The organism is Mesorhizobium sp. USDA 4775, assembly GCF_054062655.1.
The window spans coordinates 5,207,473-5,228,211 of sequence record NZ_JBSSFM010000001.1 but is presented as its reverse complement, the minus strand read 5'-3'; the positions used below and the strand labels follow the sequence as shown (position 1 = coordinate 5,228,211).

General features: G+C 63.5%; 23 protein-coding genes and 1 pseudogene. 9 read left to right on the top strand and 15 right to left on the bottom strand.

The window, feature by feature from the left end; genetic code table 11:
* Positions 1-49 precede the first annotated feature (49 nt).
* Positions 50-505, bottom strand: a complete 456-nt coding sequence (locus ACVILI_RS25555; protein ID WP_038648181.1) for a MarR family winged helix-turn-helix transcriptional regulator — start codon at positions 503-505, stop codon at positions 50-52.
* 65 nt (positions 506-570) lie between these two features.
* On the opposite strand from ACVILI_RS25555, the gene ACVILI_RS25550 reads away from it, so the two are divergent.
* The gene (locus ACVILI_RS25550; RefSeq protein ID WP_038648178.1) at positions 571-1,044 is read left to right on the top strand and encodes a cupin domain-containing protein; all 474 of its coding nucleotides are present in this window, start codon (positions 571-573) and stop codon (positions 1,042-1,044) included.
* 27 nt (positions 1,045-1,071) lie between these two features.
* Here the strand turns inward: ACVILI_RS25550 and ACVILI_RS25545 are convergent, their stop codons facing one another.
* Positions 1,072-1,683 carry a hypothetical protein gene (locus ACVILI_RS25545; RefSeq protein ID WP_038648176.1) on the bottom strand — a complete coding sequence of 204 codons (612 nt, stop codon included), beginning with the start codon at positions 1,681-1,683 and terminating at the stop codon, positions 1,072-1,074.
* 252 nt (positions 1,684-1,935) lie between these two features.
* Here ACVILI_RS25545 and ACVILI_RS25540 point away from each other — a divergent pair, with 252 nt between their 5' ends.
* On the top strand, positions 1,936-2,535 hold the full coding sequence (locus ACVILI_RS25540; RefSeq protein WP_019859500.1) for a YdeI/OmpD-associated family protein: 600 nt from the start codon (positions 1,936-1,938) through the stop codon (positions 2,533-2,535).
* 3 nt (positions 2,536-2,538) lie between these two features.
* On the opposite strand, the gene ACVILI_RS25535 is transcribed toward ACVILI_RS25540, so the two are convergent.
* Complete coding sequence (locus ACVILI_RS25535) at positions 2,539-3,168, bottom strand: glutathione S-transferase family protein (RefSeq protein ID WP_038648173.1); 630 nt, start codon at positions 3,166-3,168, stop codon at positions 2,539-2,541.
* 403 nt (positions 3,169-3,571) lie between these two features.
* Here ACVILI_RS25535 and ACVILI_RS25530 point away from each other — a divergent pair, with 403 nt between their 5' ends.
* Together ACVILI_RS25530 and ACVILI_RS25525 are read left to right on the top strand one after the other, a co-directional pair.
* Positions 3,572-4,270 (top strand): SDR family NAD(P)-dependent oxidoreductase, encoded by a 699-nt coding sequence (locus ACVILI_RS25530; protein ID WP_069092654.1) that lies wholly within the window; start codon positions 3,572-3,574, stop codon positions 4,268-4,270.
* 17 nt (positions 4,271-4,287) lie between these two features.
* Positions 4,288-4,911 (top strand): NADPH-dependent F420 reductase, encoded by a 624-nt coding sequence (locus tag ACVILI_RS25525; RefSeq protein ID WP_038653039.1) that lies wholly within the window; start codon positions 4,288-4,290, stop codon positions 4,909-4,911.
* Between the two features lie 152 nt (positions 4,912-5,063).
* Here the strand turns inward: ACVILI_RS25525 and ACVILI_RS25520 are convergent, their stop codons facing one another.
* A complete protein-coding gene (locus ACVILI_RS25520) occupies positions 5,064-5,411 on the bottom strand; it encodes a hypothetical protein (RefSeq protein ID WP_038648168.1) in 348 nt (115 codons plus the stop codon).
* Between the two features lie 31 nt (positions 5,412-5,442).
* Positions 5,443-5,754, bottom strand: a complete 312-nt coding sequence (locus tag ACVILI_RS25515; protein WP_027047092.1) for a hypothetical protein — start codon at positions 5,752-5,754, stop codon at positions 5,443-5,445.
* A 365-nt stretch (positions 5,755-6,119) separates the two neighbouring features.
* On the opposite strand from ACVILI_RS25515, the gene ACVILI_RS25510 reads away from it, so the two are divergent.
* Entirely contained in the window at positions 6,120-7,742 is a 1,623-nt protein-coding gene (locus ACVILI_RS25510) for an ABC-F family ATP-binding cassette domain-containing protein (RefSeq protein ID WP_019859494.1), read from the top strand.
* A gap of 59 nt (positions 7,743-7,801) precedes the next feature.
* On the opposite strand, the gene ACVILI_RS25505 is transcribed toward ACVILI_RS25510, so the two are convergent.
* Together ACVILI_RS25505 and ACVILI_RS25500 are read right to left on the bottom strand one after the other, a co-directional pair.
* Positions 7,802-9,241, bottom strand: coding sequence for a winged helix-turn-helix domain-containing tetratricopeptide repeat protein (locus tag ACVILI_RS25505; protein ID WP_167626436.1), 1,440 nt, complete (start codon positions 9,239-9,241; stop codon positions 7,802-7,804).
* Between the two features lie 388 nt (positions 9,242-9,629).
* Positions 9,630-10,763: an alpha-hydroxy acid oxidase gene (locus ACVILI_RS25500; protein WP_027047090.1), complete on the bottom strand. Its 1,134-nt coding sequence runs from the start codon at positions 10,761-10,763 to the stop codon at positions 9,630-9,632.
* Positions 10,764-10,900: 137 nt separating this feature from the next.
* Between ACVILI_RS25500 and ACVILI_RS25495 the strand changes: the two genes are divergently transcribed.
* On the top strand, positions 10,901-11,539 hold the full coding sequence (locus tag ACVILI_RS25495) for a TetR/AcrR family transcriptional regulator (RefSeq protein ID WP_080643780.1): 639 nt from the start codon (positions 10,901-10,903) through the stop codon (positions 11,537-11,539).
* Between the two features lie 42 nt (positions 11,540-11,581).
* On the opposite strand, the gene ACVILI_RS25490 is transcribed toward ACVILI_RS25495, so the two are convergent.
* The 3 genes from ACVILI_RS25490 to ACVILI_RS25480 form a co-directional block, all read right to left on the bottom strand.
* Positions 11,582-12,409: a class II aldolase/adducin family protein gene (locus ACVILI_RS25490; RefSeq protein ID WP_196774179.1), complete on the bottom strand. Its 828-nt coding sequence runs from the start codon at positions 12,407-12,409 to the stop codon at positions 11,582-11,584.
* A 251-nt stretch (positions 12,410-12,660) separates the two neighbouring features.
* Positions 12,661-13,098, bottom strand: coding sequence for a VOC family protein (locus tag ACVILI_RS25485; protein ID WP_038648165.1), 438 nt, complete (start codon positions 13,096-13,098; stop codon positions 12,661-12,663).
* 119 nt (positions 13,099-13,217) lie between these two features.
* Positions 13,218-13,658 (bottom strand): lipid-binding SYLF domain-containing protein, encoded by a 441-nt coding sequence (locus ACVILI_RS25480; RefSeq protein ID WP_019859488.1) that lies wholly within the window; start codon positions 13,656-13,658, stop codon positions 13,218-13,220.
* A 251-nt stretch (positions 13,659-13,909) separates the two neighbouring features.
* On the opposite strand from ACVILI_RS25480, the gene ACVILI_RS25475 reads away from it, so the two are divergent.
* Entirely contained in the window at positions 13,910-14,260 is a 351-nt protein-coding gene (locus ACVILI_RS25475) for a hypothetical protein (RefSeq protein ID WP_027047087.1), read from the top strand.
* Positions 14,261-14,370: 110 nt separating this feature from the next.
* Positions 14,371-14,541, top strand: a complete 171-nt coding sequence (locus ACVILI_RS25470) for a hypothetical protein (RefSeq protein WP_019859486.1) — start codon at positions 14,371-14,373, stop codon at positions 14,539-14,541.
* A 94-nt stretch (positions 14,542-14,635) separates the two neighbouring features.
* Here ACVILI_RS25470 and ACVILI_RS25465 read toward each other — a convergent pair whose 3' ends face one another.
* From ACVILI_RS25465 to ACVILI_RS25450, 4 genes and pseudogenes are all read right to left on the bottom strand, one after another.
* Positions 14,636-15,277, bottom strand: a complete 642-nt coding sequence (locus tag ACVILI_RS25465) for a glutathione S-transferase family protein (RefSeq protein WP_038648163.1) — start codon at positions 15,275-15,277, stop codon at positions 14,636-14,638.
* A gap of 88 nt (positions 15,278-15,365) precedes the next feature.
* Positions 15,366-16,076 carry a hypothetical protein gene (locus ACVILI_RS25460; protein WP_084791612.1) on the bottom strand — a complete coding sequence of 237 codons (711 nt, stop codon included), beginning with the start codon at positions 16,074-16,076 and terminating at the stop codon, positions 15,366-15,368.
* Between the two features lie 68 nt (positions 16,077-16,144).
* A pseudogene (locus tag ACVILI_RS25455) lies at positions 16,145-16,344 on the bottom strand (aromatic-ring hydroxylase C-terminal domain-containing protein); the annotation flags it as partial.
* Entirely contained in the window at positions 16,340-18,943 is a 2,604-nt protein-coding gene (locus tag ACVILI_RS25450; protein WP_240564474.1) for a bifunctional diguanylate cyclase/phosphodiesterase, read from the bottom strand. The gene ACVILI_RS25450 and the pseudogene ACVILI_RS25455, both read right to left, overlap by 5 nt.
* 161 nt (positions 18,944-19,104) lie before the next feature.
* Here ACVILI_RS25450 and ACVILI_RS25445 point away from each other — a divergent pair, with 161 nt between their 5' ends.
* Positions 19,105-20,085 (top strand): GlxA family transcriptional regulator, encoded by a 981-nt coding sequence (locus ACVILI_RS25445; RefSeq protein ID WP_240564475.1) that lies wholly within the window; start codon positions 19,105-19,107, stop codon positions 20,083-20,085.
* A 180-nt stretch (positions 20,086-20,265) separates the two neighbouring features.
* Here the strand turns inward: ACVILI_RS25445 and ACVILI_RS25440 are convergent, their stop codons facing one another.
* On the bottom strand, positions 20,266-20,694 hold the full coding sequence (locus ACVILI_RS25440; RefSeq protein ID WP_148307406.1) for a hypothetical protein: 429 nt from the start codon (positions 20,692-20,694) through the stop codon (positions 20,266-20,268).
* Positions 20,695-20,739: the final 45 nt, after the last annotated feature.

The following is a 20,739-nucleotide window of genomic DNA, read 5'->3' as shown; positions in this document are numbered from 1 at the left end:
ATAGCGCCATCGGAAATGCCGATGATGCCGCACATGAATGCGGTTCCGGTCAACGCACCAGTGGGCTGTCCCAGACGGCGAACAGCAGCGCTTTGAGCTGGTCGAAGCGCTCCGGCCCAAGCTCGGTGCGCCACTCCTCCTCGATGTCGCGCAATATGTCGACCATCTTCCAGAAGGCGGCGTGGCCGCGTTCGGTGGCGTGAACCACACGCGCGCTGCCTTCGCCGTCGGAGCGGACAAGATAGCCGTAGCCTTCGAGGCTGCTGAGCAGCTGGTTGATCGCCTGTTTGCTCATGCCGGCACGTTCGGCGATGGTGCCGGGGCGCGCGCCGTCCGGGCCGGGAAACTGCAGCACGGCCATGTGCGGCAGACGCAATTCGTCGAAACCGGCAGCGTTGAGCTCCTTGATCAGCCGGCGCTGGATGGCCTGCGCCGGCACGCGCAGCAGGGCGCCGATCAAAAGGTCAGTGGTCTTGGTCTGCAGGACTTCGGCTGAGGTGGCCATTGACGATCCGGTAAATTGAGTTTACAGATAACTAGTAAATGTAATTTACCGGAGGGGTTTGCGCAATGTCAGCCATCGATCTTCAGGTGAACCCAGCCAACGAGACCATCGGCACCAAGGGGTTGTCGGTCCGTTTCCTGGTGTCGGGCGAAAATTCGAACGGCAGCGTCGCCACCTTCGAACTGATGGTGCCGGGCGCGCAGCGCCTGCCCGCGCCGGCGCACAGCCACGATCATTACGAGGAAACGATCTACGGCATTGACGGGGTTTTGACCTGGACCGTGAACGGCAAGCCAATCGAGGTTGGGCCGCGGGAGGCGCTGTGCATCCCACGCGGCGCCGTCCATCGCTTCGACAATAATGGCACAAGGGATGCCAAGGCGCTGTGCGTCATCACGCCGGCGGCAATTGGTCCCGACTATTTCCGCGAGGCATTCGGCTTGCTCAACGCCGCTGCCGGCGGGCCGCCTGACAAGGCTGGGATGATGGAGATCATGCGCCGCCACGGGCTGACACCGGCAATGCCGCCACCGGCCTGAAGCCGGCCGAGGGACAGGGCGCGCCCCTTATTCCTGGCAAGCGGCGAAAGCGTCGCCCGCGTTCCAGTCCCGGAATGCGATGGTCCGGCCTTCAGCCGACACGGTCTTGTGCTTGGTGCTGCCGTCCGGCTGCTGCTTCGAACTGGTTCCCTTGCCGGTCAGCACATTGTAGTCGCAGGTGCTGGCGGCATTCTCCTGCAGGTAATCATCGGAATCGTAGGCGAAGCCGGCAACGATGAAGGCGCCGTCGCGGTAGGCGATGGTCAGCGTCTGGTTGGTGCGCTCGCTGCCGATCTCCGGCGCCGGCAGATAGAATTTGATCGAGCCGTTGGGCAGCATCGTCAGTTCCGGCTCGGTGTCGGAGTTCTCGTAGCCCGGCTGGTCGTAACCGTTCCACTCGCCACCGATCTGTTCGCGCACGATTTCGACGGGCTTGAGGTAATTGTGCTCCTTGTCCCCGAGGAAGAAATGGATGTCCATCGGGTCGGTCGGCCCGGTCTCGACCACCATGGCAAGGTCGGGAGCGCCGTCGCCGTTGAAGTCGCCGGTCAGCGCGGTGATGATCTTGCGGGTTTCGACCGGTTCGGCCAGCGCCACGCCCGGCAGCAGCAAGGCAAGGCCGAAGAGCAGAGATTTCATTGTGGCATGTCCCCCAAGCCTGGCATTTGTGGTCCTATAGCACGGTGGCGACGTGTCGCGCTCCTCCATCTGGTCGGTTGCGCTCCAGCCGCAACACGGCGATGTATGGTGCGTTCCCTATTTCGCGGCACCGTGCCTCACTGCTGACGGGAATTGACGGTGGGCGATGCCATGATGCCGGGAATCGCAGGATGACGGAGGCAAGATGACAGGGACGCCAGCGACAATGATTCTGAACCGGCAGGCCCGCTGATGGCGCCGGTCAAGGTCGATCCGGACAAGGTCCGGGAATTCCCCGACGCGGCGAGTTTTTATGCCTGGCTCGGCCAGCACCACGCCACCGAAAGCGAAGTGTGGATCAAGGTGCACAAGGTCGGGTCGGGACTGAAGTCGATCACGCCGAAGGAGGCCATCGACGTCGTGCTGTGCTTCGGCTGGATCGACGCGGTGCGCAAGGGGCTGGACGAGAACAGTTTTCTCCAGCGCTACACGCCGCGCGGCAAGAAGAGCATCTGGAGCAAGATCAACATCGACAATGTCGCGCGGCTGGTCGAGGAGGGCCGCATGACCGGGCATGGGCTGAAACAGGTCGAAGCCGCCAAGGCCGACGGGCGCTGGGCGCGCGCCTATGGCGGGAGCAAGGAGATGAAAATCCCCGACGATTTGCAGGCGGCCATCGATGCCGAACCGGCGGCGAAGGCGATGCTGGAAAAACTCAGCGCGCAGAACCGCTTCTCGCTCGCCTTCCGCACCCACAACATGAAGACCGAGGCCGGCCGCAAGAAGAAGATCGAGACCTTCGTGGCGATGCTGAAGCGTGGCGAGACGATCTATCCGCAGGGCAAAAAGTAGTCCTCAACCGCCCGAATGCGGGTCGATGCTGTAGGGATGGATCGGATAGCCTTGGCCGACGGCGTCGCGCACGCGGCCGGTCCAGGCGAGGAATGCCGGGTAGTCCGCCGGCGAGAAGCCGCAATCGCCGGCACGATGGCTGTAGGCATAGATGGCGATGTCGGCGATGGTGAGGTCGTTTCCGGTGAGGAACGGCGTCTCGCCAAGGCTGCGATCCAGGGCGGCCAGCGTGCGGGCGCCGGCCTCGCGCTTGCCGGTAACCATGGCGTGGTTGCGTTCGAGCCGTCCGGTCAAGGTCCAGAAGCGCAGTGAGCCGATGACGGGCTCGACATTGTACTGTTCGAAGAACAGCCACTGCATCACCTTGGCGCGCCGGAAGCGGTCCGACGGCAGCAGAGGTGTGCCTTCGGCGAGATAGGTGAGGATCGCATTGGACTCGGCGATGGCGCTGCCATTTTCGAGCTGGAGCACAGGAACCGCGCCGGCCGGGTTGAGGGCAAGGAAGGCATCAGTGTGGCTCTCGCCCTCGAAAATCGAGACGAGGCGGGTCTCGCAAGGGATCTTCAGCAGGCCGAGCAGGACCCGGACTTTCCAGCCATTTTGCGATGGCAGATAATCGTGAAGCGTGAGCATGGCCGATCCTCGTGATGGGTGGACGATCGCATGGCGAGACGTCTGGCGACACCCGATTCCCGCTCGGGCATGAGGTTTGGGAAGGGCAAATTGCGGAAACCTCGGCGCTTGAACACCCCCTCTGTCCTGCCGGACATCTCCCCCGCAAGGGGGGAGATCGGCAGCTTCAATCGCGCTGCTCTATCCTGCAACGTCGATGATTGGCGAAGGCGGAGCCAACATCCAATCTCCCCCCTTGCGGGGGAGATGTCCGGCAGGACAGAGGGGGGCGTGACGGAACGCGACGTCGGACAGCTCGATCACTCATGCGCTTGATCGCACAATGACTGCGATCTCCGCTGCCTAACAAACCAATTCGGCCTGTGCCATCTTTCCCCGAGACGACAAACAGAGGCATCCGAGAATGACCACACACCCCAACAAAGTCGCCCTCGTCACCGGCGCCAATCGCGGCATCGGGTTGGAGACCGGCCGCCAGTTGGCGAAACTTGGCTTCACCGTGCTGCTCGGCGTGCGCGATCTGGCCAAGGGCGAGGCCGCGGCGAAAGGGCTCGACGGCCACGTCGAGGCCATCGCGCTCGATGTCGCGGCACCCGACGCGGCTGCAAGGGCAGCCGATGAGGTCGAGCGCCGGTTCGGACGGCTCGATGTGCTGATCAACAATGCCGCCATCCACTACGACACCGGCTCGCGCGCCTTGCGGCCGGACTGGACGGTCATCCGCGAGGCGTTCGAGACCAATGTCTTCGGCGCCTGGCGGGTGGCGGCCGCCTTCGCGCCGCTGCTCAAGGCCGGCGGCCACGGCAGGCTGGTCAATGTGTCGTCCGAAGGCGGTTCGCTGGCCTCGATGGGGGCTGGCGCGCCGGCCTATTCGACATCGAAGGCGACGCTCAATGCGCTGACCCGTGTGCTGGCGGCAGAACTGCGCGGCTCCGGCGTGCTGGTCAATGCCATCTGCCCCGGTTGGGTCGCCACCGACATGGGCGGGCCGGGCGGACGCCCGGTGGCGCAAGGGGCGGCCGGCATCGTCTGGGCCGCGACCTTGCCGGACGACGGCCCGACCGGCGGCTTCTTCCGCGACGGCAAAGGACTGCCGTGGTGAGCGAACAGGAGGCGAAGATGAGAATCGGAGTTCTGGGCGCCGGCATGATCGGCGGCACGGTAGGGCGGCTGTGGGCGCAGGCCGGACATGAGGTGAGCTTTGGCGTGCGGCATCCCGAGCGGCTGCGCTCGATGCTTTCCGGCGGCAAGGCCACGGCCGGCTCGGCGCTCGATGCCGTTGCCGGCGCGGATGTCGTGCTGGCCGCCATCCCGTTTCGGGCCTGGCCCGGTGTCGCGGCCGAAATCGGTGCAGCGCTCGGCGACAAGGTGCTGCTCGACGCCACGGTGCCCGACCCGCCGCGCGACGGCGCTTTCGGCGACGCCGCACTTGCCCGCAAGGACGGCGTGGCTTTCGCCGTCGCGCTGCTGCTGCCGCGCGCGAAGCTGGTTCGCGCCTTCAGCACGGTCATGTGGACAACGCTGCAATCGCAGGCGCACCGCGCCGGCGACAGGATCGGCATTCCGCTCGCCGGCGATGACGAAGAGGCCGTTGCCCTTGCCGTGCGGCTGGCGAGCGACGCCGGTTTTGACCCGGTCGTGGTCGGACCGCTGTCGCAAGCCCGGCGCTTCGATCCCGGCACGGCCGTCTTCGATAGCGGCATGAGCGGACCGCAGGTTCGGGCCGCACTCGGGGTGGCTTGAGGCGGTTCACGATCTGAATCGTGGAATTGCCGTAAGCGCTTGTTTAGACGCAGCGGATCTGACTTGCCTTGTTGCGCACAAGAAAAAGCCGCCCTCGCTTTTCAGCGAATGGCGGCCTTTTCCCGGGAGGAAGTCAGAAAGAAAGCTGGCGATCAAGCCGCCTTGGCGTGGCCGTGCTTCTTGTGGGTACGCTTGTGGGTGTGCTTCTTGGCGACGTGCTTGTGGCCGTGCTTCCTCACATGCCGGTGGTGCTTCTTGCCGTGCCTGACATGCTTCTTGACGTGCTTGTGCGCGGCAGCCTGGGCCGGCTTGGCCGTGGCAGCGGGAGCCGTAGTCGACGCAGCGGCGGCGGGAGCCGTGGTCGACGTGGCGGGAGCCGGAGCCGTGGTCGGCGCAGCGGCGGTGGTGGCGGCCGCGTTGGCCGTGCTGGTGCCGACAACCGGCATGGCCAGGCCGAGCGCGATGGCGAGACCCAGGGCGGAGAGGAGGGGCTTGTTCATGATAGGCTTTCCTTCGGATTGATGGTTGCTGTCACTGGTCGAGGTTGACCGGTGTCACTCCAAGAAGTTTCAGGGCGTTGGCGTAGGTCCGGATGCCTTGCGCCTCCTTGCGCTCGGCACAAAACCGGTTGGCCTTGTCCTGGAGTGCCTCTGCCGTGGCGATCTGGCTGGCGCTGGCACCGGGTTCGGCTTTGGTCCGGATGGCTCCGTCGAGTTGAGAACCGAGCCGGCTGCAATATTCGCTCCGGGTAACCGCCGCCTGCGCACCCGATTGCGCGACCGCAAGCATGGCGAGCGAAATGCCTGCGAGGGCACCCATCCATCCGGTCGAACGTCGTTGCATTGTCGGGACCATCCCTTTGCGTTGTGTGGCGACCGCTGTCCGGTGGCTACGAGGGTGGTTATCGCAGACGATGTTTTCTTCAGTTTTTCCCGCATGTTGAATCTTGTTTCTGAAGTGTGTCTGGCTCTCACCCTCCCCCTCGTTGGGAGGGTCGCTCCGCGCAGCGGAGCGGGGTGGGGGTCTTTTTAAGTCGGCGCCGCACCCCCACCCCGTCCCACCGACCTTGCTTCGCAATGCCGGTGTGCCGACCCTCCCCACAAGGGGGAGGGTGAAGCGCTGCGGCGCTTGCGCCTCTTCCTTTGCCGCCGTCCTTCGCGTAAGGCGCCGGGCAAATCCTTTCAGCGCAGGCATAGTCCGGAAACCGCATGATCAGACTTGAAAGCATCAGCAAGCAGAACGGCCGTCAGCTTGTCTTCATCGAGGCGTCGGCTTCCCTGCAGAAGGGCGAGAAAATTGGCCTTGTCGGGCCGAATGGCGCCGGCAAGACGACCCTGTTCCGCATGATCACCGGCCAGGAGCAGCCCGACGAGGGCCAGGTGCAGGTCGATCGCGGCGTCACGATCGGCTATTTCAGCCAGGATGTCGGCGACATGGAAGGCCACAGCGCAGTCGCCGAAGTGATGAACGGCGCCGGGCCGGTGAGCGACGTGGCGGCCGAGATGGCGGAACTGGAAGCGGCGATGGCCGATCCCGACCAGGCCGACCGGATGGACGAGATCATCGAGAAATATGGCGAGGCGCAGCATCGCTTCGAGGAGCTCGACGGCTATGCGCTGGACGGCCGCGCCCGTGAGGTGCTCGACGGTCTGGGCTTTTCGCAGGAGATGATGGACGGCGATGTCGGCAAGCTGTCGGGCGGCTGGAAGATGCGCGTGGCGCTGGCGCGCATCCTTCTGATGCGGCCCGATGTCATGCTGCTCGACGAACCGTCCAACCATCTGGACCTGGAAAGCCTGATCTGGCTGGAGCAATTCCTGAAGGGCTATGACGGCGCGCTGCTGATGACATCGCACGACCGCGAGTTCATGAACCGCATCGTCAACAAGATCGTCGAGATCGATGCCGGCTCGCTCACCGCCTACTCTGGCAATTACGAATTCTACCAGCAGCAGCGGGCGATCGCCGACAAGCAGCAGCAGGCGCAGTTCGAGCGCCAGCAGGCGATGCTGGCCAAGGAGATCGCCTTCATCGAGCGCTTCAAGGCGCGCGCGTCGCATGCCGCGCAGGTGCAGAGCCGGGTGAAGAAGCTCGACAAGATCGACCGCGTCGAGCCGCCCAAGCGCCGCCAGATCGTCAATTTCGAATTCCAGCCGGCACCGCGCTGCGGCGAGGATGTCGTCACCTTGAAGAACGTCCACAAGGCCTATGGCAGCCGCAGCATCTATGAGGGGCTCGACTTCCAGGTCCGCCGCCGCGAGCGCTGGTGCATCATGGGCGTCAACGGCGCCGGCAAGTCGACGCTGCTCAAGCTGGTGGCAGGCGCTTCCGACCCCGACACCGGCACGGTGGCGCGCGGGCCGAGCGTGAAAATGGGCTATTTCGCCCAGCACGCCATGGAGCTGCTCGAAGGCGAGCGCACCGTGTTCCAGACGCTGGAAGACAATTTCCCGCAGGCCGGCCAGGCGCCGCTTCGCGCGCTCGCCGGCTGCTTCGGCTTTTCCGGCGACGAGATCGAGAAGAAATGCCGCGTGCTGTCAGGCGGCGAGAAGGCGCGGCTGGTGATGGCGCTGATGCTGTTCGACCCGCCCAATCTGCTGGTGCTGGACGAGCCGACCAACCACCTCGACATCGCCACCAAGCAGATGCTGATCGAGGCGCTATCGCAATATGAGGGCACCATGCTGTTTGTCTCGCACGACCGGCATTTTCTGGCAGCACTTTCGAACCGCGTGCTGGAACTGACGCCCGAAGGCGTCCACACCTATGGTGGCGGCTATACCGAATATGTCGAGCGCACGGGGCAGGAAGCGCCAGGATTGAGAAGTTGAGGGCGAGCCCAGATCACTGGGTGCCATGCCGCTTCGATCTGTGTTGATCGCGCAGCCGGTCAGTCTAATCCGGCGATGCGCAGCCCCTCGATATAGCGCGCGCGATCCTTTTCGTGGACGATCGGGTGGTACCTCTCGACCCAGTCCACGGACACGGATGGATGCAGGCGCCGCGTCTGCGCCAGCGCATGGGCGGCGGCGGCGCGATCGCCCGCCATGCCTGCCGAGGCGGCGTATGTGCGCCAGGCCGTTCCAAAATTCTGCCTGAGATCGACCGCACGCCGTTCGAACTCGGCAGCCTCGGCATAACGCCCGGCCATGAAATGACAGAGGCCAATGACGGAAAGGCTGCCCGCCTGCGTGAAGTCGCGCGGGCTCAGCCGGTCGGCCAGCGCGACATGGTGCAGGCCGTCGTCGGGCATGCCCGCATAGGCATAGGTCGACCCAAGGATCATATGCGCATAGGCCAGGCTTGGATTGAGAGTAATCGCCTCGGACAAAGCTCTCACGGCTGGATCGAAACGGCGCGAGGCCATGTGCACGAAGCCCGTTGCGAAGTGCGTCCAGGGGTCCTCCGGGTCGCTGCGGATCGCCCGTTGCGCCATGTCGTGTGCGGTCGGCAAGGCCGCTTCCGCATCGGCCAGTCCAAGCATCGCCTTTGCCGCTAGGCCCCAGGCGATCAGGCAATTGGCGCGCGGATAATCGGGATCGATGTCGATGGCTTTCTTGAGCAGCCGCTCTGCGATCTCGAAATCCGGCAGCGAGGCCCAGGTCCAGACATAGGGCATTGCCTTCATCACGAAGCCCCATGCGTCGAGACTGCCCGGCGACCGGCTCTGGAAACGCTCCTGCTCGGCCACGTAGAGCCTGGGCTCGATGGCGCCGATGACGCTCTCGGCTATCTCGTCCTGAAGCGCGAAGAAATCGGCGATTTGGGCATCATAGCGTTCCGCCCAGATCTGGCGACCGGTGTCGGCGTCGCTGACTCTGGCGTTGATCCGCAAACGCTGTCCGGAGCGGCGCACGCTCCCGTCGAGCACATAGCGCACGCCAAGCTCGCGCCCGATCTGCTTCACGTCGACCGCCTTGCCGCCATAGGTGAAAGACGAGTTGCGGGCCGAGACAAAGAGCCAGCGCAGCCGCGCCAGGCGGGTGATGATGTCTTCCGCGAGGCCATCGCCGAAATATTGCTGCTCGGCGTCGTCGCTGAGGTTGGCAAAGGGCAGCACGGCGATCGAGGGTCCGGCCTCGGCGCTATCGGCAACGGCCGCGGCCGCGTCGAGGCAATCCACCGTACCACCGAAGCGATAGCCGATCCGGGGGATGGTCGCGATCCATTCGGCGTCGTCAGGCCCCGGCCCAAGCAGTTTGCGGAGCAAGGCGATCTGGACGGACAGGTTGCTTTCCTCGACCGCCGCGTGCGGCCATGCCGCGTCCATCAGCGTCGCCTTGGACAGGACTTCGCCCGGCCGTTCCACCAGTGCCGCCAAGAGCAGCACGCCGCGATATCCGACCGGAACGGGAACGCCCTGCCGGAGCAGTGTTCCCGCCTCCGGATTAAGCTCGAACGGACCGAATGCGAACCGTTTCCCCACCATAGCGCAAAAATAGCATCTTTTCGGAGCTTTTCGGAACTATTCGGTCGTGTGACCCGGACGAAATCCGCCCGCAGGGTCATCCTGTCACCATGTTTCGTGACAGGAGAGCCGAAAATGACCGCACTTGTTTTTGACCGTATCGGGTTTGAGACCGAGGCCAGCCAAACGGTTCCAACGAGCAGCAAGTGTCCGCGCGAGGAAGAATTCCGCGCCGCTCTCGACCGCTATATGGCGGACTACATCGCCTGTCAGAAGCGCCGCGAATGCCAAGGCGCCCGGACCGACCTGACTAGTTCAGCACCCGCTCGTCGACTTCGTCGATGCTTGTCGTGCCTGTCAGCGCCATGGTGACGGACAATTCCTTGCGAAGGATGTCGATGGCGGTCGCCACGCCGGCCTCTCCGCCGGCACCGAGGCCGTAAATATAGGCTCGACCGACCAGGCAGCCTCTGGCGCCAAAAGCGAGCGCGCGCATGACATCCTGGCCTGACCGCACGCCGCCATCGAACAGCACCTCGGTTTGTGATCCCACCGCTTCAACAATCTTCGGCAGCCTGGAGATCGTCGATGGCGCGCCATCCAGCTGCCGGCCGCCATGATTGGAAACGACGATGGCGGTTGCACCGGCCTTGCTGGCAATGCGCGCATCCTCCACGTCGAGAATACCCTTGATGATCAGCTTGCCCGGCCAGATGCTCCTGACCCACTCGATGTCATTCCAGTTCAGCGCGGGATCGAACTGATGCGACACCCAGTCCGCGACTTCCCTGACGCCTTGCTGGCCTTTTACATGGCCGGCGAGATTACCGAACGTCCAGCGTTTGGCAGCCAGCATTTGCCGGGTCCAGCCGGGCTTGGTCGCCATGTCGAGTAGATTTCGCAGTTTCAGCGCCGGCGGAACCGAAAGCCCATTTTTGACGTCGACGTGCCGCTGACCCAGAACCTGCAGGTCGACGGTGAGCACCAGCGCGCTGCAACGGGCAGCGAGCGCCCGCTCGACGAGCGAGCGCACGAAGCCACGGTCTTTCATCACATAGAGCTGGAACCAGAACGGCTTCTCGACCGCCTCGGCAACGTCCTCGATCGAGCAGATCGCCATCGTTGCCAGCGTATAGGGGACGCCGGCCGCCTGCGCGGCGCGACAGGCATCGATCTCGCCGTTGGCCCATTGCATCCCGCCAAGGCCGATCGGCGCCAGCGCTATTGGCAATGAAACCTTCTCGCCAAGGATCGTTGTTGCGGTATCCCGTTGCGAAACGTCGACCAGCACGCGCTGGCGAAAAGTGAGGCGCTCCAGGTCGGCTCTGTTGGCGCGCAAGGTTTGTTCCGAGTAGGCGCCTGCCTCGACGTAGTCGAAAAAGGCCCGGGGAACGCGGCGGCGGGCAGCCTGCCGCAGATCCTCGATGCAGGTCATGGTCTTCAGCGGCAAGGCGGCCGGTCGCGCCTTGGACCGGTCGCGAAGCGCTGCAGCTTCACTGATTTGTCCAAGATCAGGGACTGCCGTGATCAGCCTGTCCATCGTCGCCTCCCATTGAATATTAGGTATATCTGATGCATTGAATGCCGGGTGCACGCGGATGTAAACTCACTAGCGAGTATACATTCATCGGCTTCAGCCCCGTGCCCAGATCGTCCGACCAAACCCGACCAGACATATTGCAGGCGGCTTACAAGCTCTTTCGCCGCCGGGGATTCTTTCGCGTCGGCATGGACGAGATCGCGCGAACCGCCGGCGTCACCAAGCGCACGCTCTACTATCATTTCGACAGCAAGGACGCGTTGCTGACCGCGGTGCTTGCATCACAGCACGAGCGGGCGTTCGGCGCGTTCCAGACTTATGGCATCGACCTGTCGGGCGGTCCGGAGCAACTGATCGACAAGCTGTTCGGCGGACTGGCGAGGTGGTCGGCCAAACCGCGCTGGGCGGGATCGGGATTTACCCGGCTGGCAATCGAACTTGCCGATCTCTCGGGGCATCCCGCACGCTCGATGGCACACCAGCACAAGGCCTTGATGGAACAGCAACTGGCAACCCTTCTCGCCAAAGCGAACGTGGCAGCGCCGCGCGAGCGGGCGCGTGAGCTGGTCCTGCTGGTAGAGGGTGCGATGGTCATGCTGCTGATCCATGGCGACCGAGACTATTGCACCGCCGCGGTCGAGGCAGCCAAACGGCTGGTCGTGGATAGACCGGCTGTTTGAAGCGGATGTTCGGTCTTCGTCGGCCAAGTGCCGCCCTCTGCTCTAGCCAAGCAGTTCAGGCTGCTGCCTGAGGATGCGGTCGTGCAGCGGTTGGCATTGAAACCAGCCGGCATGGGGCGTGCCGTTCACCGCCCGGGCGGCTTTGGCGTTTTCCGGGTCGACCTGCAGGGGTATCCCCACACTTTCGGCGAGGAATTGTGCCTGGCAACACCGTTCCATCGAGATGAACCACCAGACGGCCTCGTCGACGGTCTGGCCAACCGCCAGCAAGCCATGGTTGCGCAGGATTGCCGCCTTGTGTCCGCCGAGGCACTCGGCAATCCGCGCCGCCTCGCTCGCCTCGGTGACCAGCACCCGCGTGTCGTCGAAGAAGACGTGATCCTCATAGAAGGCGCAGGCGTCCTGCGTAATGGGATCGAGCAACCGGCCGACCGCCGACCAGGCCTTGCCATAGATGGAATGGGCGTGCGCTGCCGCCACCACATCCGGCCGTGCCGCGTGGATCTGGTGATGAATGGCGAATGCGGCGACATTGACCGGCATCGTGCCCTCGACCACGGCGCCGGCGCCGTCGACCCGAATAAGATCCGAGACGGTAATGTGCGCAAAATGCATGCCGAACGGATTGACCCAGAATGTATCGGTAAATTCCGGGTCGCGGGCCGTGATATGCCCGGCAACGCCTTCACTGAAGCCCAATGCCGCGAATATACGGAAGCCGGCGGCAAGCCTTTCCTTTCGGTGCTGGCGCTCCTGTTCGAGGTTCTCGAAGCTGGGTGGCCCGCGCAGCTTGAAAAGCGGCCCATAGGCTGCCCGCTTGCTTGCGGCCAGATCGCTTTCGGTGTCTGGAATTGATGTGACGATGTCCATGACGCTCTCCCTGGGGCTGCACCGTCGGCATGACGGCTGGCCTCAGATTGGCGAAGCTGGGGATCGGCGTATCAAGGTCTCCGTAAATTGTTCCGAATTCTTCCGAATAGGCGCAAACTATTCGTTGTCGTGGCAATGATCGGCCCAACCTGTTGGTGCTGGGCGAGCGGACCAACCACTTCGACATCGCCAGGACGTTTTGTGACGCCCGCCGGCATTGGTCGCTCTTGGCCATTGTCGTCTTGGTGCGCTCAGCCGAGTTCCTGGGCGAGGCCGATGAGAAGGTCTCCGGGTCCGCGAATGTAGCAGAGCCGATACACGTCCTTGTACTGGACGACCTCGCCTGCGAGCCGCGCACCGCGCTTGCGAAGCCTTTCAAGCGTATCGTCGATGTCGTCCACGGTGAACATGACGCGCAGGTAGCCCAAAGCGTTGACCGGGGCGTTGCGATGATCCGCGACGACGGGCGGCGTGAGGAAACGGGACAGTTCGAGCCGGCTGTGGCCGTCCGGCGTGCGCATCATGGCAATCTCGACGTGCTGATCGCCCAGTCCGGTGACTCGTCCGGCCCATTCGCCTTCGATCGTGGCCCGCCCTTCGAGCTCGAGGCCGAGCTCGCGAAAGAAATCAATCGTCTCTTCGAGGTCATCGACGACGATTCCGACATTGTCCATCCGTTTGAGCGCCATTACGTCCAACCTCGTGTCTGGATCAAAAGCGTGTCCGTCTCAGGGAAAAGGCGGCTGTCGGGCCGACGCCGCCTTCTGGATTTTCCGTCCGACCTCTTAGCGTCGAAGGAATGGGTCCCTTACCTCAACGAGATAGCCAAGCCGCTGAGATCGGCGTTGACCTGCAGCCCGACCTGCTTGCCGGAGAGTTCGAGCTGGGCACCCCTGTCATTGGTCATGACGATCACCTGGGCGCCTTTGCCGAGCGTGCCGCCGCCGCCCGCCGCACCGTAGACCCCCGTCACATCGCGGACGCGCCTGATGTGCCGCACGGTGCCGCGGAAATAGGTCTTTGAAACGCCGAAGGCCAGGCCGCCCGAGACGCCGCCGATCGAGATGGGATAGGTTTTGCCGTGGAAGGTGAACGTGCCTTCGCCGCCGGAGCCGCCGACGAAGAAGGCCGCCTTGTAGACGGCAAAGCGGATCGTGCCGCTATCGGCATGCGCGGAGCTGGCAAAGCCGATGCCCGCGGTGGCGATGGCGGCAACCGCGATTCTACGAAATCCGGACGAAATGTTCATGATGAAAGCTCCTCAAAGTCGCCGCTTGCCCAACCGGCCGGGCGCGCCAGCGCTGTGTTAAAGTTACAACGGAACAGTCTCGCCCGTCATTTGGTTCCAGGCACGCGGCCTGAATCTGGCCGCGGGAAGATCGACATGAAGCGTGGCCTATGGCAAGCGCTGCGGCGAGACATCGCGTACACGTGATTGGCGCGGACGCGACGCCTGCGAGTTCTGCGGAAAGCGAGAAAGGCTTCGGGATGAGAATTGCGATGCGAATTGCAGTGTCCGTCGCACTGGCCGCGACGGTGGCCGGATGTGCGACCTCTCCGGTCGACTATGGCGCGTCGCTTTCGCCGCAGGATCCGAAATGGGCCTCGCCGGATTGCCAGCAGGCGCGGGCGGCGGCTGCGGCCTACGAGGTTCGCGAAAAACAGCACCCGGGCTGGGAATTCGCGGCCCTTGGCCCGTACGGCTTAGGCATCATCGCGGCCACAAAGGAGGCCGAGCAGAAGCAACGGAAGCTTCACGCCCGCGACGTGCACCTGCAATGCTCGAGCCTGCCTTTGCCGAAGGAGTTGCAGGGCGATCTAGGCCCGGGCGCAAAGGCGAAATATCCGTAGCCGTCGTGAGTCCTCGAAGCGCTGGACTCGAGCTTTATGTCACCAGCCTTTGGAACGTAAATTCATTCGCCAAGTTCTTAGCGTCAGGACAAGCGAAGGGACATCGACACATGCTGACCGCCGTTCGAGCCATGATTGGCCAAGCCCGCTTCACCACCGCGAAGAGCGAACCCGAAGCGCAGAGCACCCGGCACACGCCGATCTCGAAGGAACTCGAGACCCTGGCCGCGATCCGCTTGACTGACATGGCCGGCCTGGGAGCCTGGTCTCCGGACCGCTGATTGGTTTCGACACGGGTCGGACCGCATCGCGACGGTTTGCTGTGGTCGAACGCTCGGTGATATTCCGACTTCCAGCCTGCTGCCGGCTGAGGCTTTATGATGCGGCGTTGATCGCAAGTTGCGCGGCGAAGGCCCTGGCATAAGCGGGCCGGGCTTCCCCGCGCGCCACATAGGCAGCCAGGTTTTGATATTCGTCCAGAATGCCTGACATGCGTAGCCGAAGCAGCACCGACGCCATCAGCAGATCGCCTGCGCTGAACGCACCATCGAGCCACTCGGCGGCGCCCAGATAGACCGAGAGCTGGTCCAGCCGCGCGCGAACACGGTCCTTGACCAGCGGCAGGCGCTCCTCGCTCCAGGACCTGTCGGCTTCGAATATTCTTGCTGTCACCAATTCGAGGATGGGCGGCTCGACGGTGTTGAGGGCGGCAAACATCCAGGTGATCGCACGGGCGCGGGCATCGCGATCCCTGGGCAGCAGGCCCGCATGCCGTTCGGCAAGATGAAAGACGATCGAGCCGGTCTCGAACAGACGCAGAGATCCTTCCTCATAGGTCGGGATCTGGCCGAACGGATGGATGGCCAGATGGTCCGGCGCCTTCATCCCGGCGAAGGAAACGAGACGAACCTCATAGGGCTGCCCCACTTCTTCGAGCGCCCAGCGCACGCGCGTATCGCGCGCCAGTCCCTTGCCGCCATCGGGCGATCGTTCAAAGGCGGTGATGGTGGGGATCATGAGAGGCTCCGAAGGGTTAGTGTCCAGGTCTTGCGCTTGCACACAGAGGACGAACGACCGGGGCTGTTCCCGACAAGCTGCCTCGTTTTTAGCGCAGCAGGCCTTCCGCCTCGAATGTGTCCCAGCCCTCGAGCTTTGGCGGTGGAGCGTCGTCCTTTCCCAAACTCCTGGCGCTGCGAGCCTTGGGCTCCCGCTTTCCCGCGCGCGTCAGTGCGGCCTTGCCGGCGCCGCGCCGCCTGTTCTCGGTGACTTCCCGCGCATCTTCCTCCCGCCAGGCGCTCGCCAAGTCGCGATCGAGAATGTCCTCGATGTGGCGTGGATCGAAGACGTGGAAGGTGACGGCCTTGGACCGCCCGCGCATCTTGACGGTGCGGGTGCCGATGCTCTTCAGGCGGCCGTCCTTCAGCCACTTGTGACGCTCGCGGGCCGAGATGGCGAGAATGTCTTCTGCCTCGCGCGGAAGCACGGGCAGGGCTTCGATCCCCTCCAGTGTCCTGGAGATGGTTGCCGAGGCCGCCTGGAACGCATCCGCGTCGGTTTTCAACATGCGCAAGACGATGCGGCCCGTCTCGGCCTTGGCAAACTTCCTCACCACCCATGGCAGGCGGGCTCGAACTTCACGTTCGATTCCCTTGAGGCGCATGGAGGAGCCAAGCGTTGCCGATGGCGGCAGCGGCCATTCGGCGACCACTGACTCTTTAGGGGTGTCGCGCTCGGATGTGCGATCAGAAGCGGTGGCAATTGCGGCAACGATGCCGCTCACGATCTTTCGCAGGGAACCACGCTTCTTGTCTGTCATGTTTCATGTTCGCTCATCAGCTGCCTTCGTGGAACGGCAGTTCGTACAGCAGACAACCGAAATCAGGCTCAAACAGTTCCTTTAGGATACGCAGCCACCTGTCCGGGTTCGCCGAACCATCGCGACGCGGCCTGAGCGGCGCACTCCAGATCAGGCTCACCATCAGCGGCCCAGGCGACAAAGCCACCGGGCGCGCGAGCACGGCGCTCAGGCCCAGGCGCTCCGTGGCATCCCCGGCGACATAGGCGATCCGCCTGCTCCATCTAGCCCGCGGCCAGCCATTTGCGCGACTGGGCGAAGGCCTTGAAGGCCTTGGCCTCCATCGGGCGGCCAAAAAGGTAGCCCTGCAGGATGTCGCAGCCTAGTTCCTTGAGGATGCGCGCATGCTCCATCGTCTCGACGCCCTCGGCGACCACTTCGATGCCGAGCGATTTGCCGATCTCAATGATCGACGCCACAAGGTGCCGTTGCGCCACTGAGCCGGTGATGGGTGTGATCAGTTGGCGGTCGATCTTGAGGCGGCGCGGACGCAATTTGAGCAGCGAGACGATCGAGGCGTGGCCGGTGCCGAAATCGTCGATCTCGATGTCTATGCCGAGCTCCTTGATGTGGTCGATATTCCACGTGACCAGGTCGTCGTTTTCATCGAGGAAAATGGACTCCACCAGTTCGAACGACACCGTTCCCGCCTTGATGGCGAGCTTGCGCAGACCTTCGATCAGGTCCCTGTCCTCCAGCCGCCTGGCCGAGACGTTGACCGACACGCGCGGGATGTTGAGATGGCTGCGCGACCAACGCTCGAAATTCTCCAGCGCGTGTTTGAGGACTATGCGGTCGATCAGCGCCACGACATTGAGTTCTTCGGCCACCTTGAGATAGGCGTCGGGGGCCAGGATGCCGCGTCGCGGGTGCTTCCATCGCGACAACGCCTCGACGCCGACGATCTCGAGCGTGCTGGCGTCGAACTGCGGCTGATAGTAGGCGACGAATTCGTTCCGCTCCAACCCGCCCAGGATCTCGTCGGCGATCTGCTTGGTCCGCACGATCTCGCTCTGCAGCTCCTCGTTGAAGAACTCGTAACGGTTGCGGCCACGGCTTTTGGCCCGATAGAGCGCGAGATCGGCGTTGACCAGCAACTGTTTCACGTCGACGCCGTCGTTGGCGGCAATGCCGATGCTGACCCCGAAACGGCACGGATGACCGCGATAATCGACAGGCTGGCGCATGTCCTCGATGATGCGGTGGGCAAGTGCCGACAGTCCGTCATCGTCAAGCCCATGGCTCACCACGACGAACTCGTCGCCGCCGATGCGCGCAACGAAATCGTCACCGCCCGCATTGGCCTGGATGACCTTGGAGGCATGCACCAGCATGGCATCGCCGGCTGCGTGGCCGAGTGTGTCGTTGATCTGCTTGAAGCGGTCGAGGTCGAGATGCAGCAGTGCCGTGCGCCGGTCCGGTTCGCCGATCTCGGCCAGAAGTTCATCGAGATAGCGGCGGTTGGGAAGGCCGGTCAGCGAATCGTGCAGCGCCGCATACTCGATATGTGCCTTGGCGAGATTGAGCTCGGCGTTCTTCGATTCCGTCAACTGGCGTTCGCGAATGAGGTTTTCGTTGAGCAGCACGTCGCTGGTCACGTCCCATTCGGCGCCGATCAGCTTGGGCGTTCCGCCGATGTCCTGGAAGTAGGTCGCGCGCGTGCGCACATGGCGGACGGTGCCGTCGGGGCGCAGCAGCCGGTATTGTGAGGAATAGGGGCCTTGTTTGGCCGCGGCGAGATCGAAGTCCTGTCTCGCCCGCGCGAGATCTTCAGGATGGATCGCCTGCGCCCAGTCATCATAGCCGCGCGGCCTGCCGTCGGCTGACTTGCCGTAGATCTCGTTGACGCGGTCATCCCACACCATTTCGTTGGTGGTGAGATCGTGTTCCCAAACGCCGATACCAGAGGCTTCCAGCGCCAGCTCCAGGCGCCCGGACAGGCGCCTCAACTCGGCGTAGTTTTTCTGCCTTTCGCCGAACAGCCGACCGGCCACCATGATCGGCAGCACCACCAGCGCTCCGGCGAGCAACATGAGCGACCGCAAGGCCCACTCGTTTTTCGGAGCCGCCGGCCAGCCGGCCTTGGGTATGGCGGAAATCTGCCAGGAGCCCGACGGCAGCTGCACATCGGCCGATACGGGATTTCCGGCTATGACATTGCCGCCGCCGAAAAAGCGTTCGCCGCCACCGCCCAGCGCATCCTTGCCGGTGAGCGCGACATCGATGTCGAGATCAGGGTCGGTCAACCCACTCGCCGCGTAGAGTCGGTCGACATCGACGACCGCCGAGACGATGCCCCAGAAACGGTCGCCGCCGCCCGCCGTCGGCACGAACACCGGAATGCGGCCGATGAAGCCGCGCCCGCCCTGGGCGAGGTCGACCGGGCCGGCGAACACCAGCACCCGCTGGTCGCGCGCCCGCAGCGCCGCCATGCGCTGCGCCTCGTTCTTGCGGTAATCGAGCCCGATGGCCTTCTCGTTGCCTTCCATCGGGTACATCAGCGAGATGACCAGGTCGGGCGCGCCGGCAATGTTGCGTAACTGCGATTTCTGCTGGAACAGATTTCCGGCAAGCGAGGCAAATCGCTGCTGGCCCATATAAGGTTCGGTATTGATGGCCGAGACCAACCCCTGAACAAGCTGAAGATTGCCGTTAACGTTGCCTTCGAGCTTGGCGCGGATGATGTTGACCTTGGCCAGCACATCGGCACGCGCCAGTTGGTCGGAGACCCTCTTGTTCTGCTGGTCGGCAACGATGGAGCAGACCAGAAGCACGACAAAAGCTATCGCCGCCGGCAAGTTGGCGGAAGAAAAAACGGCCCGTCTCACGCGGCCGAGGCTGAATCCAGTGATGGCCAATTCGACCCGGATACCTTTCCTGAACTGTAGCTCATCGAACGACTGTAGTAGAAAACGCTTAAATTTGCCCTTCCAGGCTGGTGGTAAGTTGCGGCATCGGCTAAGGCGGGCGAACGAGTTGCGGAAGTATAATGGCAAGGCGGTTTGCGTTTCTCCTGGTGCGCGACTTCACGCTGTCGCCGCTGTCGCTGTTCATCGACACGCTGCGGCTGGCGGGTGACGAGGGCGACCGCAGCCGCAGGATCGAGTTCGACTGGGAGATCGTCGGCGAACGCGGCCTGCCGATCCGGGCAAGCTGCGGTGTCGAATTGCTGCCGACCAAGGGGATCGGCAATCCTGAGGATTTCGACAATATCGTGGTGGTCGGCGGCCTGCTCGACACCAACCGCAGCCTGAGTTCCGACAAGGAGGCCTTCCTGTTGCGCGCCGCCGAAAAGGGGGTGCCGCTGACGGCGCTTTGCACCGGAAGCTTCGTGCTGGCGCGTTACGGCCTGCTCGATGGCTACGCCGCCGCTGTCAGCTGGTTCCACATCAAGGATTTCCGCAACCAGTTCCCTGACGTGAACGCGCATGCCGACAGCCTGTTTTCCGTCGACCGTGGCCGCTCGACTTGCGCCGGCGGCACGGGTGCGGCCGACCTTGCCGGCTATTTCGTGTCCCAGTTCATCGGCCAGAAGGCGGCGGAAAAGGCCGCCAAGATCCTGGTGCTCGACCGCATCAGGAGCAGCCGCGACGTGCAGCCCGTCGGTGACCTGTTTCCGGCAGCGTCGAGCCGCGCTGTCAAGCGGGCTTTGCTGTTGATGGAGAGCAACCTGCAGGAGACGCTGTCCATCGGCGAGATCGCAACCCGCCTGAATTGCTCACGGCGCCAGCTTGAACGACTTTTCGGGACGGAACTGGGCATCGGTCCGATGGCGGCTTATCTGGCACTCAGGGTGCATCATGCGAAGTCGCTGCTGGAAGGCAGCGACCTGCAGATCGGCGACATCGCCTATCGCTGCGGCTTCACCAATGCCGGTCATTTCAGCCGGGTGTTCCGCCAGCAGACAGGCATCACGCCGACCCATCTGAGGCATCCCAACCGCCTGGCGGGCGTCGCGGCGGGGCAATGAGCCGGCCGCATGGCGCCACCTCAGCTGCGCCTGAACCACTCTCGCTTTCGCGCATGCCAAGGCAAGCCGCTTCAAAGGCGAGCTGGGGTGCACCAAGACAAAGGCCAGGCCTTTCGAGACCGAGACGACTTGGCTTACAAAGCCCAGGATCGGAAGCGGAACCGCAGGTTTAGTCTAGGCTTACACAAACACGATCGGGTTACGCTCCTGCCGCGCCGCGCCGATCAGTGCGCGCAATGCACCGACAAATCCCCTGAGGTGTTCGTCGGGACTGATTTCAAGGAGATCCAGTTCCTCCTCGATCTCGCCGAATCCCGTTTCCTCAATTACGTCTCCGGCATGGCTGCCAGAGTAGAGAACAAGCCGCTCAAGCGCCGATGCCTTGCCGAGATGTCGAGCAATCCTGCCCCGAAGGACGCCGATATGAGAGATGTTGCCGAGGAGTCGCTCACACGCTTTGGCGGCATCCCAGGAGACGCGCGCGCCATCTGGATAAACGACCTCGCATTCTCCCGAGATCGGCTCACGCTCAAAGCGATATCCGGGAAACTCCTGTTCCAGGGCCAACATAGCTTTGTAAACGACCGCTGAAAGGCTCATCTCAATCAATTTGCAAGTCAGAAGTGTTCAAGGCCTTCCTGCCAACTATCCGCA

What these genes read in the sequence shown, in the direction of transcription:
- ACVILI_RS25445 (WP_240564475.1), top strand. Translation starts at nt 19,105, where the DNA reads ATGGCAAGGCGGTTTGCGTTTCTCCTGGTGCGCGACTTCACGCTGTCG.
- ACVILI_RS25465 (WP_038648163.1), bottom strand. Translation starts at nt 15,277, where the DNA reads ATGATCCCCACCATCACCGCCTTTGAACGATCGCCCGATGGCGGCAAG.
- ACVILI_RS25470 (WP_019859486.1), top strand. Translation starts at nt 14,371, where the DNA reads ATGCTGACCGCCGTTCGAGCCATGATTGGCCAAGCCCGCTTCACCACC.
- ACVILI_RS25480 (WP_019859488.1), bottom strand. Translation starts at nt 13,658, where the DNA reads ATGAACATTTCGTCCGGATTTCGTAGAATCGCGGTTGCCGCCATCGCC.
- ACVILI_RS25495 (WP_080643780.1), top strand. Translation starts at nt 10,901, where the DNA reads ATGCCGGGTGCACGCGGATGTAAACTCACTAGCGAGTATACATTCATC.
- ACVILI_RS25540 (WP_019859500.1), top strand. Translation starts at nt 1,936, where the DNA reads ATGGCGCCGGTCAAGGTCGATCCGGACAAGGTCCGGGAATTCCCCGAC.
- ACVILI_RS25485 (WP_038648165.1), bottom strand. Translation starts at nt 13,098, where the DNA reads ATGGCGCTCAAACGGATGGACAATGTCGGAATCGTCGTCGATGACCTC.
- ACVILI_RS25490 (WP_196774179.1), bottom strand. Translation starts at nt 12,409, where the DNA reads ATGGACATCGTCACATCAATTCCAGACACCGAAAGCGATCTGGCCGCA.
- ACVILI_RS25545 (WP_038648176.1), bottom strand. Translation starts at nt 1,683, where the DNA reads ATGAAATCTCTGCTCTTCGGCCTTGCCTTGCTGCTGCCGGGCGTGGCG.
- ACVILI_RS25520 (WP_038648168.1), bottom strand. Translation starts at nt 5,411, where the DNA reads ATGAACAAGCCCCTCCTCTCCGCCCTGGGTCTCGCCATCGCGCTCGGC.
- ACVILI_RS25475 (WP_027047087.1), top strand. Translation starts at nt 13,910, where the DNA reads ATGCGAATTGCAGTGTCCGTCGCACTGGCCGCGACGGTGGCCGGATGT.
- ACVILI_RS25550 (WP_038648178.1), top strand. Translation starts at nt 571, where the DNA reads ATGTCAGCCATCGATCTTCAGGTGAACCCAGCCAACGAGACCATCGGC.
- ACVILI_RS25510 (WP_019859494.1), top strand. Translation starts at nt 6,120, where the DNA reads ATGATCAGACTTGAAAGCATCAGCAAGCAGAACGGCCGTCAGCTTGTC.
- ACVILI_RS25530 (WP_069092654.1), top strand. Translation starts at nt 3,572, where the DNA reads ATGACCACACACCCCAACAAAGTCGCCCTCGTCACCGGCGCCAATCGC.
- ACVILI_RS25460 (WP_084791612.1), bottom strand. Translation starts at nt 16,076, where the DNA reads ATGACAGACAAGAAGCGTGGTTCCCTGCGAAAGATCGTGAGCGGCATC.
- ACVILI_RS25535 (WP_038648173.1), bottom strand. Translation starts at nt 3,168, where the DNA reads ATGCTCACGCTTCACGATTATCTGCCATCGCAAAATGGCTGGAAAGTC.
- ACVILI_RS25555 (WP_038648181.1), bottom strand. Translation starts at nt 505, where the DNA reads ATGGCCACCTCAGCCGAAGTCCTGCAGACCAAGACCACTGACCTTTTG.
- ACVILI_RS25525 (WP_038653039.1), top strand. Translation starts at nt 4,288, where the DNA reads ATGAGAATCGGAGTTCTGGGCGCCGGCATGATCGGCGGCACGGTAGGG.
- ACVILI_RS25515 (WP_027047092.1), bottom strand. Translation starts at nt 5,754, where the DNA reads ATGCAACGACGTTCGACCGGATGGATGGGTGCCCTCGCAGGCATTTCG.